Genomic DNA, 18,872 nt, shown 5'->3' on the forward strand with positions numbered 1-18,872 from the left:
CGCTCGTAAACTCGAAGCTTCGGGTCTCGGGTACTTCCCGCTTGCCGTCCTTGATCCCCAGTGCAACACAGAACCGCGCAAGGAACAGCAGGTGTGGGTGTATACGCGTGACGGGAGCGAGCGTGCCCGCGTCTTGGACTGTGTTCTGCACCCCCACTCGCACAACGTACGGAGCACCTTGGACGGGCTGGTGAGCGGCGACTACTCGTCACTCAGTGCGGAGGAGAAGCTTCGCGAAGTCCAGAAGATCATTAACGCTTAAAGGTGCGTCGCATGCTGCGACTCGGATCGGATCCGAGTCGCAGCATGCCAAACCCGTGCCAGATCGTTCGGGTAATCCCGGGGAGCACCCGGGCACCAAGCCGACAGGCGGCCGGGCGTGCGTAGCGCTGGTCACGACACCGTTGCGCTTCCCACCAGTCCATCTTGTCCCTGCCGCTGGTGCCCTACCGTGGCCGCCAGCACAGCAAGCAGGGGGGACCGTGAGTACACCACCGCCGCAGCGACCGCCGCGTCCGGATGAAGTGCTTGCCTTCCACAACGGGGACACGCTGGAGAACATCCCCGTAATCCGCGATGCCGCAGCTTCTCGACCACCGCGGTTCCCGTGGAAGGCGACGATGGCTGGGGGAAGTGTCGCAGTAGTTGTTGGCGTCTGCCTGGCTCTGGTTCTGCACCAGCAGACGGACTCAGGACACACTTCTGATGGGAAGGCGCTCTCCAACGCAACACGCAGCGCCACAGGAGCCGGACACGGAAACAGTGGAACCCCGACACCTTCAGAGCCGGCCTCGTCGTCGAGTGCTCGACCGTCCCGGTCAGCGGATGCATCGCCGTTGTGTATCCCGGTGACCTACAAGACGTCTGATGGTCCAACTGGCTGTGAGCCAAAGGCCGATGTCTGTGTTGCTGGAGCACCTTGGCATGTGGAAGACATCGACGGGTTGCGCGGCGGGCCCGTGCCTCTCCAGGCCATCCACGTCATCTCGCAGCCGGCCACCGGAGGGGATCCCGGAGCCGCCTACTGTCTCGCGTGGACGGGCAGCAGCGATGGTGCAGGAAAGGATGCCACTCTTCTGATGAACGCGGCCGGCTATCAGTGCGGTGCGTACCTGGTCGGCTCAGACGGACAGGTGACCCAGGCGGACGGCACTTCGGTCTTCTCGGACAGCCCTCTGTCCTGCGAGGGGTCCTACCCGGGCACCAGGATGACCTACCCCGGCGTCCTGGACTTCCCGAACGAGGACGATGCGCAACCTCCCATGTACGTCTGCGTTGCTGAGAACGCAGGCGCATGAACGAAAGCGGCAATGCGCACGGCCATGGCTGTGCCGAAGCAGCTGGTTGCTGTACCGCCACAGCCTGTATGACCTTCGTCCGATCTCCGTAGAGCTACGGATCAGAAGGCTCCTGACATCCACAGCTGACATCAACGACGCGGGACAGGGGCGCACATCCGCACCTCTACCTGGCTGCCGCTTCAGCCGACAGCCGCAGGCGGAGCCAGCTCGGATCGAACTCCTAAAGCGGGGCTCCATCATCGAGGGGCCGTTCCGACGGGTGCAGTACAGCAGCGAAGTACGACAACGAGCCCTGGCCATTGGCGCCCCTCACGCTCTTCGGGCAGCCTGTATGACCTCGCCAAGATTGATCATGGTCTGGCTGGCTGCAACTCTGCAACCGCACCAAGCCTGAAGGTTGTCTAGCAGGCATGAACCTGTTGTCTGACTTGGCCCAAAGACCGTCTGCACTAGCTCAGGGGCGTAGGAGCGCTCGCCGACGAAAGAGCGCTTTACGGATAGGTGCCGCGCTGGACCGACGCCGGGAGCGCGTCAGGAGAGCCGACCGTCTTCGACGACGGGGGCTGGTTGCCCTGATGGCAATAGGAGGCCTCGCAGTTGTGGTCGGCCTCCCATGGCTTATCTGGCGCGGGCCCTATGTCCTGGATGCCAAGTACATCGATCGCAAAGCTCTCGGTGAAGGATCAGCAGCCCTCGTCACCGGTCTGCGTACCGCTCTGGTCGCGGTCGTTGCTGCTCTCGGCGCCAGCATCGCCCTGCTCTACACCGCCCGCACCTACCGTCTCACCCGGCGCGGGCAGATCACCGACCGCTTCACCAAAGCTCTTGAACGGCTGGGCTCGCCCGAGATCTACGTCCGTATCGGTGGCATCCTCGCCCTCGAGCAGATCGTGCAGGACGCCCCCGAACAGGCAGCCACCGACGCTGCCGAGGTCCTCGGCCACTTCCTCCGCCACCGAGCTCCTAAAGCCCGACGTCAGAACGACCCCGACCCCGGCGGCCTTCCCAATGAACTGGAGGCAGACGTACAGGCAGCGCTCACCGCACTCACCCGAGCAGAATCACGCACCCACGTCGACCCCCGCCAACAGCTCGATTTGCGTGGGCTTCACCTCGCTGGTGCACATCTGAAGGCCGCAGATCTCACCTACGCCGACCTGCGCATGGCGGATCTGACAGGGGCCCGCCTAACCGGGGCGACGTTGACGGAGGCCACTCTGATCAGGACGACTCTGTCGAAGGCGACCCTTTTCGAGGCGACGTTGACGAGGGCTGACCTGGCCTACGCCACGTTGACGGACGCCAATCTGCGCAGGGCGGATTTGACGGAGGCCTACCTGGTACAGGCAACGCTGACGGGGGCCAAGTTCGGCAAGGCGACGTTGACGGAGGCTGTCCTGAAGGGGGCGACTCTGACGAAGGCCGCCCTGCCCGGGGCAACGTTGACGGGGGCCGACCTGTCCGGGGCTGACCTGTCCGGGGCAATCCTTACGGGGGCCGACCTGTCCCGGGCAGTCACGACTGACATCGTGACTGACAAGCGCACGAAGATGCCGGAGGGGTGGGCCCCTGAGGCGTAGCGGTGGCGGATGGCGGTCAGGGTCGGCGGACGCCCCAGCATCGCCACCGAGGAGATCATCCGTGCCGCCTGCGACCTGCTGCCCGACCCGGGCCGCTCGACCACCTCGATCGCCAAGCTGCTCGGCGACTCTCCGGGCACGCTTTACAACCACATCCCGGACGTGCGCGGGCTGTCCGAGTGTGAGTGCTTGAGGTACAGAAAGCGCCGCTGAGACAGTCCCTCCTTGTGGTGACGGGCCGCACGTGGTGCCGCCCGCCGGCCGAGGGCGAGGGGGTGAAGCCGTCGGACAGGTCGAGATGGAAGGTGGACCCTGGAGCCGTCGGGGTCCAGCCCTCGCGCAGGGCGCGTTCGATGGCCTGAACAACGTCGGGTGGCAGTACCGGTTCGGCCCCTCGCCCGATCCAGTTGTTCAGGTGTGGCTGGTCGGTAGTGATCAAGAGCGTTGTCCCCGGGGTGTCCGCATACTCGACCGCAAACGTGCTCGGCGACCAGGCCAGACCCTGGAAGTATGTGGGCGTGCATCGCAGCCGCCAACGGTAGGCCGTGCCGTCGCCAACGATGCGCCGTGCGCCCTTACGCCCCAGTGCCATGACTGCCCCTCGGTACGGACGATGCTAGCGACTCCGGCTCTGCCGTCCCTAGGTAGCAGGCGTGCCACACCCGTGCCAGATCGTGCGGGGAGCCACGGGGAACACCGGGTATCAACCCGAGGAGCGGCCAAAACGTCGGCAGTGCTCCTGTCCAGGTCAGCCAGGCAACGTTCCGTAGATCACCTTAGCTTCCCAAGCTGAGAGCGCGAGTTCGATTCTCGTCACCCGCTCCACTACGAACCCCCAGGTCAGTGACCCGGGGGTTGTTTGTTGTCTAGACCGGTGCGCGGAGTGCGCACCACAACCGCACCATTGGCGGGGACCAGCGGGGAATCACGGTGAAAGCAGCCGCAGGCCTCGCCCCCCTAGCTTGACGTCGTTCACTTTGAGGAGCGAAGGGCACTCCCCACTGCCACCATCGACTCATGGCCTGGGAGTGGGTAGCACCTGTCGCCGCATCCGCGTCTGGAGTTGTCGGCGTTGTGTTCACGTGGCTGGCCGGCGCACAGAGCCGAGCACATGCCGAGAAGATGGTTCGCGCGTCGCGCGAGGCCGAGAGACAGGCACGTCTCACTCAGGAACGACGAGAGGCATACTTCGCAGCACTTCGCGTCCTCGACCTCGAAAGACGGCGAGCGAAGTATAAAAATCAAGGCAAAGCAGAAAAACTCCAACAGATTGAAACCTATTGGACCAAAGGTAAGCGAATCGAAATGACAACGGACGCGCTCAATGCGTTGTATGCCTTCGGCAGTGCGGAAGTTCAGCATCGGGCCACTGAGTGGAGCGCGGCTGTAGAAGAGGGTGATCACGAAGTGATGCGTGAAGTCGTCGCGCAATTCCGGGAGCAGATGAGAAGCGAGCTTCAAGGCGGGTGAACTGTGGCCGCGAAACAGCTCATTCGCGCGACAGCCTCCAATGTGGCACTGGCTACGGGCGCCAGGAGCCACCAGTTCACCTGAGTTCGCCGCACGGCCGAACCAGGCCTGCCGACCGTGGACTAAGACTGCTTCAGGGATCCAGTCTGAGGGGGAAGGGATGGAGCCTGCCTCCGGGAAACGGGGTTCGGAAATCGTCCCGATTGCCGAACCCCGTTCGTCTACCGTCCGACGGTGAGTGCCCAGCGCACGCCGGCCGGGGCAGTCACGCTCACCGTGCCGTGAACACGAGCGCGCTTCAGGGATAGCTGGTTGAAGGTGCTACTCACCTCTCCATCCACGCATTCGAGGGGAAAACTCAACCCGACCGGCTCCACGGAGACGGTCAGTGTTCCCTGGCCCTGGCAATTCACGAGGACTGACAGCGGGCCGGCCTTGATTCCGCCGCGGATCTCCATTTCGCGGTTGCCGGTGGCGTTCACGGCCTGCGCTACGACCTTTCCGTCCGGAAGGACCGGCGCCTTGGTCACGGTCTCCCCGGGTACGTGCTCGGCGCGGTCTGATGCCGGCGAGCCTGCCGGAGAGGCGGTGGGCCGGGGTGACGGCGTTTCAGGAGAGGGCGTGGCCTGATCCTGGTCGCTGGTGCAGCCTGCCAGCGCAACTACCGCTGCGACTCCTCCAACGACAGTGATCTTCCTCAGCTTTCCCACAGGTACCAGCCAACGCGATGGGGGGAGTAGCTGACAACCCTCTTCTCGGGGGAGGTCGTGCAGTTGGAGTGAATCACGTAGCTGACCCCTGTGTGCTTGAGCCGGTAGACGCCAACGACAGGCAGAGGCGGAAGTCCTGATCGAACAGCCTGAGACAGGCGGTCGGTGTCAGGGGCAGGTTGTGTCAGGCACCTCCCGCTGCCCAGCGCATCAGGGGCCGTGGTCGGCATACGGTGTGGCCCGGCGCAAGGCGAAGGAAGCCCAGGCGAAGAAGCGCAAGATACGCAGGAAGCGCTAGCCCAGGTTGACATCCGCAGGTGACATCAACGCCGCCGGACGGGAACGCACTTGCATGCGCCACCGTGGACTACCCAGCCGCAGGGCTCTGGGGCAGGACGGAGCGCTGGTCGAACTACTGAAGCGGGTGTCGCAGGTTCGAATCATGCCGGGGCACCGGCCAACAGGCCCCGGACCGCTCATGGTCCAGGGCCTTTGACGTCGACTGCCGGGGTGCCGATCGACTGGCCGTTCTGCGTGCTGCCCTGTGCCGGGATCAGCAGCGTCACCTCTGTGAGTGCTGCTCCGATCCGTCCGCAGCGGCAAGGACGTTCAGGATCACCAGGACAACCACGACGAGCAGGAGCAGAAGGGCCACAGAGGCGGGCGTGGGGTAGTTCCACAGGAAGAGGGTGAGGCCCCCGGCGCCGATGACGGCGCCTGTGGTCAGGCGTTGGTTCGTGCGCAGCCACTGTCCGACGGCACCTGTCGTCAGCCCGGTCCGGGCGAGCGCGTGCCCGGCAGATTCCGTACTTCGGGCCGCGGCTGAGCGTACAGCGGCGGCACCGCGGCCTCGTCCGTAGAAATACCCTGCGATCACGGTGAGCAAGGCCGTGAGAAGCGCGGTGAGGATGGCCTGCCGCAGGAACCTCACCAGGGTGTCGTAGACGGCAGCTGAGGCATCCTGCGACTGGGCAACCGGAGTCACCGCATCCAGAAAGATCTGGCGCATGACGGCGAGTCCTACGAGAAGCCCGCACATCATGATGGCGACGCCGATGCCGCCGGCCATCAGCGCAACCCGGCGGGAAGGTGCCGCCCAGATGCCCAGCCCGGCGAGCACAACCACCGCCAGGGGCAACCACGGGCCCACGACGCCGAGCCAGCGGGCGGCATCACGGGCCTCACTCAGACTGTCGTTCCGAACCAGCACGATCGACTTGTCGGCCCCGGGAACGTCCGCTGCCTCAACAAGCGTCACGCCGATCAGCTGCTCCTGCAATTCTTCGATCACAGTGCCGACGTTCAGTGTGATGGTGTCGCCCCTGACCTCGAGCGCTCCGCCTCCCTCCCCCGTGAGGACATTCGTCGCGGCGGTGTGCGCGCCGCGGTGGATGGCGTCCCACGCCTGGCCAAAGGCGTCGCTCGTCACCACCTTCTCGACCGCGTAGCGCACGCCGGTCGTCAGTCCGCCCTTGAGCTGTTCATCCAGCGACCGGGCCGCGTCGACGAGGAACCGGGGTGCATCACGGTCCGCCAGCGCGTCGGCCAGCCCGTCGGTGATCTTGCGAGCGTCAATGTTCTCCACCAGACCGTCAGTGACACGATCAATCATCAGATCTTGGACGGCGGGGTCCCTGGCGAGGGGTGAGACGGTCTGCTCATACCGATCAACATCGGTGACCTCGGAATTTATCCAGGTGGCAACGACACTGACAGGTGCGAGCAGAACGGCCAGAGTGAGAAGCAGGGAAGCCCCACAGAGTCGCAGACGCCGGTGTCGCGTGCCGAGAACGCGCCGGAGTCGCTCGTACTCCGCTCGTTCGGCATGGTCCAACGGGCCGCTCGGCCCATGCCGGTCAGGCTCCTCCGGGCCGGAGGAGACAGGTGGGTCCACGGCGAACTCCCTCCGCCGCGGTCCTCGGCGCGCTACAGGTGGCAGGCGCCCTGGGAGGCGGAAGCTACAGAATCGGCCAACCCCTATCCCTCCATCGTCGTTCATCGGCAACCGGCACGCAGCTTGCCCAGGCACAGGCCGGCCAGAGCACCCCCCTGGCGCTGCCGCTGGCGGCGGCTCTCGCAAAGTGGGAGACGGCGCTCGATGCCCGGCCGTCCTCGCGTCCCGCATCGCCTGCGGCCGGCCGCACGCCCTGGCCCGATGGATGCCGAGGCCGGATCCATGCGGGACGCCAGGGCGTGCGATCACCGGCGTCCGCCGAGGCCACGGGCCGAGGGAATTCTCTTGAGCAGGAGTACCGGCTGGGTGATGTCGTTGCGATTCCCGCGTTCAGCGACACCGCGAGCGGGATGTCCTGCCCATCGACGAGGACCTGCTGGAGTTCCTGCGCCCCCTGCTGGCGGCCCGCCCCGCGCATGGCCCGGAACATCCTCTGGGGCGGCGCCGGGCAGCTCGCCGACCGGTGGCGGCCTCCCATGGGCGGTGAAAGGATCGGAAATACCCCCTTACGTACGCGTTCCCGAGGAGCGGCATGGACGACGAGGGCACAGAGGACGTGACGGAAACCGACGCCGATGACATCGGTGATTACGCCGACGAGGAACCCGTCAGCGCGGAGCTCACGGAGCCGGACGTTCTCCTCGACGTCCCCCTGCTGAAGGTCGACGAGATCGCCCTGGACGTCGAGGATCTGCGCGCGAAGGTGTCGCTCCAGGCGGAGGTGCTCGACCTGCTCCGGCTGAATGTGGGGGCGTACGTGGAGCTGGGCGCCGTCCACCTCGACATCAAGGGTGTGGAGGCGCAGGCGCAGCTGAAGGTGCGTCTGGACAACGTCGTGGAGGTCATTGGGAGGGTTCTGACGACCCTCGACCGCAACCCGGACATCCTCAGGGACGTGACCTCGGGCGTTGGGACCGCCGTAAGTGAGGTGGGCACTGGGGCGGGCCGGACGCTCGACGAGGTCGGGCGTGGTGCCGGCAGGGCGGTGGAGGACGTGGGGCGCGGGGCCGGAACGGCCGTCGAGGACGTGGGGCGCGGGGCCGGAACGGCCGTCGAGGACGTGGGGCGCGGGGCCGGAACGGCCGTCGAGGACGTGGGGCGCGGGGCCGGAACGGCCGTCGAGGACGTGGGTGACGATACGGGCAGCGCGGTCGCGGGGCTCGCGGAGCGGACCGGGGACACGGTGGAGGGAACCGCTGCGCGGGCCGGCGAGACGCTGCCGGACACCGCGGAGAAAGAGCCCGACGTCCCGAAGTCCGCGAGTGGCGGCGCCACACGCGCCAGGAAGGCCGGGGGCGCGACAGGCCGCGCAGAACGGAAGCTCGCGCGCGAAGAACCCGCGCGCAGGCAACGGGCCGCCGAAGGTGGCGAGGGGCGGGCGCGACGGGGCGCTGAAGCGCCTCGTCGCAAGGTGAAGCGAGTGCGGGAGCAAGAGCCGGAGGACGACGGCCGGCCTCCGTGAAGGCCTGAACACCGGCACGCGGACATCGAGTTCACCTCCACCGTGGCGGCCGACCGGCTCCGTTTCCGCGAAGCACCGCGGGCGGACGTCCGTTTCAGCGGGAGCCCCGGCACCCGCTCGGCCACGGTGAGCACGAGGACGAACCTGGCCGACCCGGTCGACGTCGGCGTGGAGCACCGGAACGTGGAGGTCCGGTACAGGCTGTCGAACACACTCGGCACCGAGGGCCGACAGCGCTCTTGAAACCGTCGTGGCCCATCGCTCGGCCCGACGAGACGGCCGCGACAACTCGTTCCGCGGTCTCTTCAGTTGGCCACGATCGACGCGAGCTGCGTGAGGTCGTCGATCCTCCAGTCCGCGGCGGCCACCACCTCGGGGTCATCGGCCCACAGATGCCCCCAGGGGCCGCGCCGAAGGTGCGCCACACGCAATCCGGCAGCCCTGGCCGGGAAGATGTCGTTCGCCGGGTGATCACCGACGTACAACGTCCGCTCCGGCGCGGCCTGCGCCACCTCCAGCACCCGATGGAAGAACTCCGGCTGCGGCTTGGCCACACCCCAGTCCCCGGACGTCACGATCAGGTCCGCAGGCAGATCGAGGTCACGGAGCAGTTCGCCGGCGCGGGAGGTCTGATTCCCGGCGATGATGACGCGAGCCCCGAGGTGACGGAGCTGGGACAAGGCAGGCCGTACGTCGTCGTACAGATCCGATTCATCGAGCGCCTCGCCGCGCCCCGCGGCCTCACGAGCGTGATACTCGGCGGCGATGTCGACCCCGGGACGCGCCAGCCGGATGGCATCCGCATTGTCGCGCCCCTGGGCGACCACGGCACCGACCAGCGCGGAGAGCGTATGGCGCGGGACACCGAGCCAGTCGGCCCACGAGTGCCAGTACCGGTCGTCGCGGGTGATGGTCTCGCCGACGTCGAGAACGATGGTCTCAATCACCCCGGGAAGCCTAGGGCTTGCCCGAGCAACGCGACGCGATCCGCACGCCCCAGGGTGAGTTACAACCTTCTCCACTGATCACTGATCCGAGAACGTCATCCGCGGGCCAAAGACATGCCGTTGTGGGCTCCCCTCCCGTCCGCAACCGGCAAGACGGCATGCGGACTTGTGGCCAGCGCCCGACAACACCCAGGGCAAGAGTGGTAACCCGACACCACTGCCCTCGCTCTTCTGCAGGAGAGCGAGGGCACGTTGATGTGAGCGCCGTGCACACGTGATCTGTCGAGAGCGGTGTTCGGGGTTACTGCACGTCCACGAAGTCGCCGGTCGCGTTGACGGCCGGGGTGGTGGAGGTGCCCGCGAAGTTCCAGCGCCAGTAGCCGTCTTCGGACGCGGGGACGGTGGTGGTCAGGTTGCCGGTGCTGGAGGTGGTCGCGGTCTTGACGGTGGTGTAGGTCGTAGTACCGGCCTTGCGGAACTGGAGCTTGACCGGCTGGTTGGTGTAGCCCCGGTAGTCGAGCGTGTCCCAGTTGGCCCGGGTGAGCTTGCCGGTGATCGTCAGTGTCTTGCCCTTGGCGATCGGCTCAGGACTCGCGTTGGCGGTCAGCTTGGAGTGCCGCTGGAGGCGGGTGGTGGTGTAGGCCCACCGCTCGGCCCGGCTGTCGTCGTTGGCCCACACCTGGACACCGACCTTCCATGTACCGGCGTCGGCGCTCGTGAGCCACCAGTCCGGTTCGAAGGTGAAGGTCTTCGTGCAGGTGGACGTCGTGCTGCTGGAGGCAACGCAGTCCGCCGGGGTGGTGTCCTCGTTGGGCAGGATGTAGCCGTCGGGGTTGTCATGCGGGTCAGTGCCGCCCGGGCCCCGCCACAAGTAGAAATCAGCATCCCAGATGCCCGACGGGTCGGTGGCGGTGGCCGAGACCGTGATCGTTTTGTCGGCCGTGTCGACCACGATGCTCTTACCACCGTTGACGGCGACGCCGGTGATCTGGATGTCGCCCACGGTCTCGTCCGCGTAGGCACCATTGCTCGCGGTCACCGCCGCGGTGACCGCGATCCCGGCCGCCGCAGCAACCGAAACCCCCGTAAGGACACGACGCTTCAGTGAACGCCGATGACGTGCTACACGCGGTGCCACTCTCATACCCCCAGATCAAATTGCCATGAGTTGGGCACAGCCGTCACACAGGTTGCCCGCAATACCCAGCGCACCTGCATGCTCAAACGTCACAGTGCGGTACGGGACGGGCCGGCCCGGGCCACCCGTCAGCGCACCGCCCCCGTCCGGTAACCGCCCTAAACGACCTCACCATCGCCCTGGGACAGACTCCCCGCCCATCCAAGTCGCTTCGGGAGCCTCGCAGCAGCCGATCGCTGAGGACCGCCCATGCACGCGGCGCGCCCGGCCGTGGAAGGCCGGGCGCGCTGGTGGCTGTCGGTGGGTGGGGGATGCGTTCAGTTCACGCGCGTGCGGTGGGGGTCAGTGGTGGTGGTGGCCGTGGTGGCCGTGGTGGCGGTCGTAGCCCCAGGACTGGTTGTCGATGAAGCGTCCGCGGTCGTTGCGGAGGGTGGCGGTGTCGGAGCGGTTGTCCCAGACGTATTGGCGGCGGTCCTGGTACAGGTCGCTGTCGGTGTCGCGGCCGATGCCGGTGTGGACGCGGACCGTGGCGCGGCCTTCCAGGCGGTAGTGGTCGAAGGTGTAGGTGCGGCCGTCCTCGTCCCGGAGGGTCCAGCCGTCGAGGTTGACGGTGTGACGGGTGGTGTTGGTGATTTCCACCCACTCCCGGTTCAGGGAACGGTTGGAGCGGTCGTCACGGCCCGGGGAGTCGTACTGGACGTCCGAGATCTTCACCTTCGGCCGCTCGTGACGGGCGTGGTCGGTGGCGGATGCCGGCAGCGTGACCACCGAGACCAGGGCGCCGGCGGCGAGCGCGGTGGCGGCGATACGACGGGCGCTGAAAGAAGCGGAGGCGGACAAGAGGTCTCCCGTGGTGCGGGCACCCTCCCCGAGAGGCCGCTACAGGCTGCCGGGGAGTCGATGCGGTGCTGTGTGTTGGCGGCCGGCTGGCCGCGACCACACTTTGTCCACGCCGTGGAGAAGTTTGGGAGAAGGCATCACCTCTGTTACTCGTTGTCCATATTTCCATTACTCTCGGATGTAACGTCCAGCTATGTCAGCTACAGCTCATTGCTGACACACAGACAGGGCGGGAGGCCTTGCGGGCGTTGGGGTTTGACGTCTCCTCGCCACGTGCGCCACCTCGCCAGGGGCCGGGTCATCACGCGAATCTGCGTAACAGCAGGTGTCGACTGCTCGGGCCCTGCCGTGAAGAACCCCGCCTCTGAGCAGTCAGGGCGGGGTAGGGGGCGAGGCCCAGTTCTGAGGCCCGGTTCTACGGCGCGGGCTCGTAGGTCACGGTCGTGCCGGGGCACGCCTCCGCGTGCTGAGTGAGTGCTTCGAGCTCGGGGGTGTCGGCGGTCAGCCCCCAGCGCAGCTTGGTCGCGATCCACTCCGCGGTGTACCGGCACGTGATCTCGACGGCCGGCGGCAGCCATTCGGCCGGGTCCTTGTCGGCCTTGCTGCGGTTCGAGGCGGCGGAGACGCCGACGAGGGAGGGGTGGACGGCGAGGTCGTTGGCGTATGCCTCACGCCGCTCGGCAGTCCACTGCGACGCTCCGGAGTCCCAGGCTTCGGCGAGCGGGACCATGTGGTCGACGTCCAGGGCGGACGCCGAGGTGAGCCATCTGGCGTCGTAGTACGACCACCAGCGCCCGCCGGAGAGTTTGCAGCCGGGGAGGACCTCAGGCTGCTCGACCGCCTCTGCGAGCAGCACTTCGGCTCGCGTGTTGCAGCCGTCGGTGGGGTTCTGGCCGGCGTTCCAGTGCTTGAAGCTCGTGCGCTGGTAGCCGTCCCGCACCTCTGCCGCGAGCGGGAGGAGGTGGACCGAGGCCGCCATGGGGAGCGTGTACGTCTCGGCGGGGCGATGCTGGGCATGGGCCGGGGTGGGTGTCACGAGGGGCGCGAGAAGGAGTGCGGTCGCGAGCGCGGCTCGCCTGAGGTTCTTGATCACGCATCGCAGAATTGACCGCGGGTACCTCGTTCGAGGGGTTCAACTCGACGAATGAGCCAAGTGGAGGCCTCAGTTCACCGTACAGATGTGCCGTCGAGCACCCGTTGGGGGAATCCCGTCGATGGAGAGTCCGCCGCCTCGACTCGCCAACGCTCGAACATCGGCCGGATGATGGCGGGCATGCGCATCCGCATCGACGCCGTCGACCTGCCCGGCCTCACCTGTCCGGCCCCTGCCGACGGCAATGCCGCTGAGTACGGCAATCTTCACGTCGCCGTGCAACGCCGCGACCGGCCGGCCGAACTCCTCGCGCCGCAGCCCGGTGACGCACCGTCCGCGACCTGGACCCTGGAGTGCACCACGAGCGACTCGCCGACCGGCACCGAGGTCAAAGGCCCCTATGTACAGGACCGTCTGGGCCGGCGGTTCATCTACCTTTCGTGGGGCACGGTCGACGAGTCGGGCACCTTCACGATGTTCCGCCGCGCCAAGCTGATGCTCGACGTCATTCCCGCCGACGTACTCGCCGCCGCCGCACGCGACGGGCTGCTGGTCGGACGCCTCGGCCTGACCGACGCGCACGGCGGACCTCTCTGCGCACGGGTCGAGCCCCCACGGATCACCTGGACCGCCGAACGCGCCGACTAGGAGCCGACCCCCGCCAATGACTCCGGCGTCCCGGTACAACTCGCCTGAACGGGACCGAGTTGAGCCCCAATCAGGACTGACCAGAACTGACCAGGACTGACCATGATGAGCACCCCATCGCAGGCCTCAGAGGCACACGCACACCCGATCCGTGACAGCCGCCACTCAGCCTCCGCGGCGGCAGGCCCTACGCTGATCCCCGTGAGGTAGGGCAGGCGCGGGGAAGGAAGATCGGCGATGACGCCCCTGAGCACCGGGGACCCGGAGTACATAGGCGGGTACACCCTGCTCGGTCGGCTCGGGGCAGGCGGCATGGGGGTCGTCTATCTGGGCGTCTCCGCGTCGGGGCGGCAGGTCGCGGTCAAACTCGTGCACGGGTCGTATGCCGAGGAGGAGGAGTTCCGAACCCGCTTCCGGCAGGAGATCGCGGCGGCGCGCAGAGTGAGCGGCGCCTTCACCGCTCCTGTGGTGGACGCCGACCCGGACGCCGACCGGCCGTGGATGGCGACGCTCTACGTGCCCGGGCTCAACCTCGCCGAAGTCGTGAAGAAGGACGGCCCGCTGAGCCAGCGGGAACTGCGCGCGCTGGGGCTGGGTCTCACCGAGGCGCTGCGCGACATCCACCGGGCGGGCCTGGTGCACCGGGACCTCAAACCGGCCAACGTGCTGATGACCGAGGACGGGCCGCGCGTCATCGACTTCGGCATATCGCGCGCCGCCGACAACCAGAGCCTCACGGTGACCGGGCGGGTGATCGGCACGCCGCCCTTCATGTCGCCGGAACAGCTCGCCTCGCCCCGGGACGTCACCTCGGCCTCGGACGTGTTCTCGCTGGGGTCGCTGATGGTGTTCGCGGCCGTCGGCACCGGGCCGTTCGACGCCGACAGCCCCTACATGACCGGCTATCAGGTGATGCACGAGGCCCCGGACCTCGAAGGGGTGCCCGAGGCGCTCCTGCTCATCGTCGAGCGCTGCCTCGACAAGGATCCGGCCGCACGGCCCGAACTGACGGATCTGCATCGGATGCTCCAGGCGCTGCCGGAATCCGACGCCACCGCGCCCATGAAGGCCAGGGAGGCCGGGGAGTCCGCCGGTCCCAGCCCTCGGCCCCGGCCCCGGCCTGCTCCGTGGGGCGCGGCCACCACCTCTGTGGGAGCCGGCACCGGCAAGGGGCGCCGAGCCCGGATGCTGCTCACCGGCCTCGTCGCGGCACTGGCCGTCATGGGGCTGACCATCGGGGCTGGTGTCTTCCTGTCGGGCCAGGAGACGACCACCGCCTCCGACGCCACCGACACGACCACCACCCCTGCCGCGTCACTGCCCGACGGCTGGCGGCCGTGGCGTACCGCCCTGCGGGACGACGTGAAGGGTGTCCCCCTCGACTACCAGGCCCCCGGGTGCGTGGCGAACGGGAGCGCCCTGTTCTGCGGCGGTACGGGCTTCACGGTCGCCAGGATCGACCCGGCCTCCGGCCGCACCCTGTGGCGGAGCGGCACCCGTCCTCAGGGGGTGCGACCGATCGGCGTTCGCGACGGGCTGGTCTATGTGTACGAGGATCCGGACGATGCGACCAGGCGCGTGGTGGCCCTCGACGCCGGCACCGGACAGCGCCGGTGGCAGCGCGACATCGACAAGGCCGCGGACCCGGTCCTGTACGGCGGCGGACTGCTGACCCTGTCTCCCGATTCCTCATCGTTCGTCGCATACGGCCGTTCCGGCAAGGAACTGTGGCGGGCGGCCTCGCTGGACGAGTACTGCGCTCCGTCGGCACTGGGAGGCGTCCCTTACGCCCTGTGCTCGGCCGGCACCGAGCCCGGCCAGGCCCCGGTCGACCTGATGAAGCTCGAACCCGGCAGCCTGACCGAAGCCGCCGTACTGCCCCGCAAGGCGGAAGCGCTCGGTGCTGTCGGCGGGCAGCCCCTGTTCCTCGCCCCGCAGACCGCGAAGGACGTGTACGAGTCCGGGTACGAACGGCCGTACAACGCCCTGCTGCGCGTGGCCCCGGAAACCGGGCAGGTCAAACGGATACCGCTGGCACGTCCGCTGACCGGCGCGGCCACCCTTGTGGACGGCGTCGTCTACTTCGTCCGGGCCAACGGGTCGGTCACCGCGGTGTCGGCGAACAGCGGCAAGCAGCTCTGGCAGAAGGCGACGGACATGGAGAGCCTGTCCGCGCCCGTGCTGTCGGCGACGTACAAGCGGGTCTATTTCTCGAACCGCTTCGGCCGCCTGCTGGCCCTCGACAGCCGCACCGGAGCGGAGGTATGGCGCACCTCCGCACTGAACGACCCCGGGGACAAGGCGCAGGGCACCCCGCCGCGTGTGCTGCTCGTCAAGGACGCGATCGTGGCGACGGCCGGCGACACGGCCTTCTCCCGAAGTCCCGACGGGCCCAACTGACCGGCGGAAGGTCTGCGTTCAGGCGGCACCGGGGCTCCCCGCTTTTCTCCGGACTCTCCGGACGCCCGGGACGCCCCGGACTCACCCCAGCGCGTCCATCAGGGCGCTGACATAGGCGTCCAGCCGCTCCTCAACGGCTCGCGTCGTCAGGTCCGTCCTCCCTGCCTCCCGCCATGGCCGCGACACCGACTGCACTTCCTCCGAGAACGCCAGCGCGTCCCGCACCCGCCAGTACAGCCGCTCGCTCGCAGCCGCGGCCGGCACCCCGCCGGCCTCCTCGTACGCCTCGGCGAACCGCAGACCCCACACCGGGCCGTGCAGCAGCGCGAGATTGGTGGAGCAGTGCGCCACATCGAGGTCCGCCGGGCCCCAGGAGGCAGCCGCCCAGTCGACTACGCCGGTGATCCGGGTATCCGCCGGCCTTGAGGGCGGCATGTCGAACAGCACGTTGCCGGGGTGGAAGTCCCGGTGCAGGAACCGCCCCTCGTAGGGCGGCGCGGGCCGCCGGATCACGTCGATCGCCGCGGCCCATGCCGCCGCGTCGGCGCCCTTCGGAGTCACGACGGTGTCGGCGGTCGTCAACGCCACGTACTCGCGGGGCCGCTCGGCGGGTCGCAGCGCGTGGATCGCCACGAGTTGACGGGCCAGCAAAGGGACACGCGTCTCCAATCCCTCGTCGTCGAGGACCGTCCGGCCCGCCAGATGAGTCATGAGGAGCGACGGGTACTCGCAATGCGCGGCGGCCGGATCGACCGCGACCGGTCCGGGAGCCGGCACGCCGGTCCCCTGGAGCAGGGTCAGGGCACCGGCCTCCCTGTTCAGCCAGTCCTCGGCGTGCTCCACGTCGACGAAGGTCCGCAGCACCAGGTCACGGGTGCCACCGTCCCGTGTGCCGATGGTCAGCCTCCGCATGTCGGCAGTGATGCCGCCGTCCAGCACCTCGGCCCCGACGACCCGTTCGCCGACCTCCAGGTGCCGGTTCACCCAGGCCAGCTCCAACGGCCGGACGCCGCCCGCCTCGTCGTGGTCGGTCAACGTGCCACTCCTTCTGTTCCGTGGCCGAGCTCGCGGGCGCCGCCGCCAGGCCCTCGCGTCAGCCGATGGGTGCCGGCATGGGCCGGACGTCGTAGTCGAGGCGGATCGTGTCTCCGGTGGCGGGGTCGGCCAGTTCGACGCTCCAGGCTTCGGCGAACTGGTCGACGCCGGGGGTCATGGGGATGGTGCCGGAGATCAGGACGGTGCCGGGCGTGAGCGCGTCGCGTGAGCGCAGGACGTCGACCCAGTAGGCGGGGGCGAGGAGCTCGGCGAGGGTGCCGTGCTGGATCTGCGTCGAGGTGTCGCCGTGGGTGACCCAGGCGCGCAGGGTGAGGTCGTCGAGGCGGGACTCCACGTCGGCCAGGCGCCAGGCGCGGCGGGCGAGGACGTCGGGGCCGGCGTTCTTGCTCCAGGCCACGCCGTGCACCTCCAGGTCGCGGTCGGTGTGGTCGCAGGCCGCCGTCAGCAGCAGCTCCCCGCCGTCCGCCACGACGAGCGCCCACTCCGCCTCGCCTGAGGTGTGCCCGTGCTGCGCGTGGACCCGGTCGGTCTGCTGGGCGAGGTAGGGGGAGACGGGATACAGGGCAGGCGTCACGGACGGGCCGGGCACGCCCAGCTCGGCGAGCTCCGCGACGTGCGCGGCGACGTCCTCCTGGCTGCGTCCGGCGTACCCGGCGTTGAGGACCTGGACGACGTCGACCTCGCGCGTCGATCCGTCGGGCAGGTCGAAGGTCAGCACGGCCATGAGGGCACTCCCAGGGGTCGGGGTCGGGGATCCGGGGACGAAGTTCTCGTCGCGCAGGGCTTGCGCATACGACCTGTATACAAGAAGTATGCCGGAAGGTCGATGTCCCCCGACGTCCCCGAGCAAGGATGGGAACCATGCCCGACACCCCAAAGGACGACACGAAGGACGAGCCGAAGGACGGCACGAAGGCGTCCGATCGGCACTCCGGCGTCCGCCGGGCCTTCGTCGCGAGCCTGACCGGCACGGCACTGGAGTGGTACGACTTCGCCGTCTACTCCGCCGCGGCCGCCCTGGTCTTCGGCGACCTGTTCTTCCCCTCGGAGGACCCGCTCACCGGCACGCTCCTGGCGTTCTCCACCTATGCGGTCGGCTATGTGTCACGCCCGCTGGGCGGGTTCGTCTTCGGCCGCCTCGGCGATGTGATCGGCCGCAAGAAGGTGCTGATCGCCACGCTGGTCCTCATCGGCGCGGCGACGTTCCTGATCGGCGTCCTGCCCGCGTACTCGACGGCCGGCGTGGCCGCCCCGATCGCCCTGGTCGTGCTGCGCTTCGCGCAGGGCGTCGGCGTCGGCGGCGAGTGGGGCGGTGCCGTACTGCTGTCCAGCGAGTTCGGGGACCCACGCCGCCGCGGCTTCTACGCCTCCGCCGCCCAGGTCGGCCCGCCCGCCGGAAACCTGCTGGCCAACGGCGTCCTCGCCGCCCTCGGCGCGCTGCTGACCGAGGCGCAGTTCGAGTCGTGGGGCTGGCGTGTGGCGTTCCTGTTCTCCGGCGTCCTCGTCGGGTTCGGGCTGTGGATCCGGGCGAAGCTGGAGGAGACCCCGGTCTTCAAGGCGATGGAGGCCGAGCACTCCCGCCCGGAGGCACCGATCCGTGAGGTGTTCACCACCCAGCCCCGCGCCCTGCTCGCCGCGATCCTGTGCCGCGTCGGCCCCGACGTGCTGTACGCCATGTTCACCGTCTTCGTCCTGACGTATGCCACCCAGGAACTCGGCATGTCACGCGGCTCCGCCCTCGCGGCCGTGCTCATCGGCTCCTCGATCCAGGTCTTCCTCATGCCGCTGGCCGGCGCCCTCTCCGACCGGGTCAACCGCCGCCTGCTGTACGGCGGTGCCGCGGTGGCCGCCGGTGTGTGGCCCTTCGTGTTCTTCCCGATGATCGGCGGCGGCACCTGGCTGCCCCTCGCCACGGGGGTCGTCGTGGGCCTGGTGATCCACTGTTGTCTGTACGGCCCGCAGGCCGCCTTCATCACCGAGCAGTTCGAGCCCCGGCTGCGCTCCACCGGCTCGTCCCTGGCCTACACCCTGGCCGGGATCATCGGCGGCGCCGTCGCCCCGCTGCTGTTCACCACCCTGCTGAGCGCCTACGGCACCTGGGCGCCGCTGGCCGTGTACATAGCGCTGGCCTCGGCCGTCTCCCTCGTCGGCGTCCGGCTGGGGCGCGACCCCGAAGCCGCCCTCGACGAGGACGCCGCCCTCGCCGCGCCCAAGGCGCCGCACCCGGTGAAGGCCACCCACTCCCACTGACCCCGGACGAAGGAGGACCGCAC

16 protein-coding genes are annotated in these 18,872 nt (G+C 68.4%); 8 read left to right on the top strand and 8 right to left on the bottom strand.

Annotation, left to right across the window (positions count from 1 at the left end):
• The first annotated feature begins 926 nt into the window (after window positions 1-926).
• The 4 genes from OG331_RS24090 (at window position 927) to OG331_RS24105 (ending at window position 4,351) form a co-directional block, all read left to right on the top strand.
• Window positions 927-1,298 (top strand): hypothetical protein, encoded by a 372-nt coding sequence (locus tag OG331_RS24090; protein WP_406199609.1) that lies wholly within the window; start codon window positions 927-929, stop codon window positions 1,296-1,298.
• 602 nt (window positions 1,299-1,900) lie between these two features.
• The gene (locus OG331_RS24095) at window positions 1,901-2,881 is read left to right on the top strand and encodes a pentapeptide repeat-containing protein (protein ID WP_406199612.1); all 981 of its coding nucleotides are present in this window, start codon (window positions 1,901-1,903) and stop codon (window positions 2,879-2,881) included.
• A gap of 9 nt (window positions 2,882-2,890) precedes the next feature.
• Complete coding sequence (locus OG331_RS24100) at window positions 2,891-3,094, top strand: hypothetical protein (RefSeq protein ID WP_406199614.1); 204 nt, start codon at window positions 2,891-2,893, stop codon at window positions 3,092-3,094.
• 804 nt (window positions 3,095-3,898) lie between these two features.
• Entirely contained in the window at window positions 3,899-4,351 is a 453-nt protein-coding gene (locus OG331_RS24105) for a hypothetical protein (RefSeq protein ID WP_406199616.1), read from the top strand.
• 221 nt (window positions 4,352-4,572) lie between these two features.
• Here OG331_RS24105 and OG331_RS24110 read toward each other — a convergent pair whose 3' ends face one another.
• Together OG331_RS24110 and OG331_RS24115 are read right to left on the bottom strand one after the other, a co-directional pair.
• Window positions 4,573-4,881, bottom strand: a complete 309-nt coding sequence (locus OG331_RS24110; RefSeq protein ID WP_406199618.1) for a hypothetical protein — start codon at window positions 4,879-4,881, stop codon at window positions 4,573-4,575.
• 742 nt (window positions 4,882-5,623) lie between these two features.
• Window positions 5,624-6,955 carry a hypothetical protein gene (locus OG331_RS24115; protein ID WP_406199620.1) on the bottom strand — a complete coding sequence of 444 codons (1,332 nt, stop codon included), beginning with the start codon at window positions 6,953-6,955 and terminating at the stop codon, window positions 5,624-5,626.
• Window positions 6,956-7,547: 592 nt separating this feature from the next.
• Here OG331_RS24115 and OG331_RS24120 point away from each other — a divergent pair.
• A complete protein-coding gene (locus OG331_RS24120) occupies window positions 7,548-8,477 on the top strand; it encodes a hypothetical protein (RefSeq protein WP_406199622.1) in 930 nt (309 codons plus the stop codon).
• 305 nt (window positions 8,478-8,782) lie between these two features.
• Here the strand turns inward: OG331_RS24120 and OG331_RS24125 are convergent, their stop codons facing one another.
• The 4 genes from OG331_RS24125 to OG331_RS24140 all read right to left on the bottom strand — a co-directional run bounded on the left by OG331_RS24125 (window position 8,783) and on the right by OG331_RS24140 (window position 12,495).
• Window positions 8,783-9,424, bottom strand: a complete 642-nt coding sequence (locus tag OG331_RS24125) for an HAD family hydrolase (protein ID WP_406199624.1) — start codon at window positions 9,422-9,424, stop codon at window positions 8,783-8,785.
• 301 nt (window positions 9,425-9,725) lie between these two features.
• The gene (locus OG331_RS24130; RefSeq protein ID WP_406199626.1) at window positions 9,726-10,568 is read right to left on the bottom strand and encodes a DUF5707 domain-containing protein; all 843 of its coding nucleotides are present in this window, start codon (window positions 10,566-10,568) and stop codon (window positions 9,726-9,728) included.
• A 336-nt stretch (window positions 10,569-10,904) separates the two neighbouring features.
• A complete protein-coding gene (locus tag OG331_RS24135) occupies window positions 10,905-11,402 on the bottom strand; it encodes a lamin tail domain-containing protein (RefSeq protein WP_406199629.1) in 498 nt (165 codons plus the stop codon).
• A 415-nt stretch (window positions 11,403-11,817) separates the two neighbouring features.
• Complete coding sequence (locus tag OG331_RS24140; protein WP_406199631.1) at window positions 11,818-12,495, bottom strand: HNH endonuclease family protein; 678 nt, start codon at window positions 12,493-12,495, stop codon at window positions 11,818-11,820.
• 180 nt (window positions 12,496-12,675) lie between these two features.
• Between OG331_RS24140 and OG331_RS24145 the strand changes: the two genes are divergently transcribed.
• Together OG331_RS24145 and OG331_RS24150 are read left to right on the top strand one after the other, a co-directional pair.
• Window positions 12,676-13,143 (top strand): DUF5990 family protein, encoded by a 468-nt coding sequence (locus tag OG331_RS24145; RefSeq protein ID WP_406199633.1) that lies wholly within the window; start codon window positions 12,676-12,678, stop codon window positions 13,141-13,143.
• 237 nt (window positions 13,144-13,380) lie between these two features.
• Window positions 13,381-15,543, top strand: coding sequence for a protein kinase domain-containing protein (locus tag OG331_RS24150; protein WP_406199635.1), 2,163 nt, complete (start codon window positions 13,381-13,383; stop codon window positions 15,541-15,543).
• Between the two features lie 81 nt (window positions 15,544-15,624).
• Here the strand turns inward: OG331_RS24150 and OG331_RS24155 are convergent, their stop codons facing one another.
• Both OG331_RS24155 and OG331_RS24160 read right to left on the bottom strand, forming a co-directional pair.
• On the bottom strand, window positions 15,625-16,578 hold the full coding sequence (locus OG331_RS24155; protein WP_406199637.1) for a phosphotransferase family protein: 954 nt from the start codon (window positions 16,576-16,578) through the stop codon (window positions 15,625-15,627).
• Window positions 16,579-16,636: 58 nt separating this feature from the next.
• Window positions 16,637-17,323 (bottom strand): DUF2848 domain-containing protein, encoded by a 687-nt coding sequence (locus OG331_RS24160; RefSeq protein ID WP_406199638.1) that lies wholly within the window; start codon window positions 17,321-17,323, stop codon window positions 16,637-16,639.
• Between the two features lie 137 nt (window positions 17,324-17,460).
• On the opposite strand from OG331_RS24160, the gene OG331_RS24165 reads away from it, so the two are divergent.
• The gene (locus OG331_RS24165) at window positions 17,461-18,849 is read left to right on the top strand and encodes an MFS transporter (protein ID WP_406199641.1); all 1,389 of its coding nucleotides are present in this window, start codon (window positions 17,461-17,463) and stop codon (window positions 18,847-18,849) included.
• The last annotated feature ends 23 nt before the right edge of the window (window positions 18,850-18,872 follow it).

The sequence above is a fragment of the Streptomyces sp. NBC_01017 genome, assembly GCF_045162795.1.
GTDB lineage: Bacteria > Actinomycetota > Actinomycetes > Streptomycetales > Streptomycetaceae > Streptomyces > Streptomyces machairae.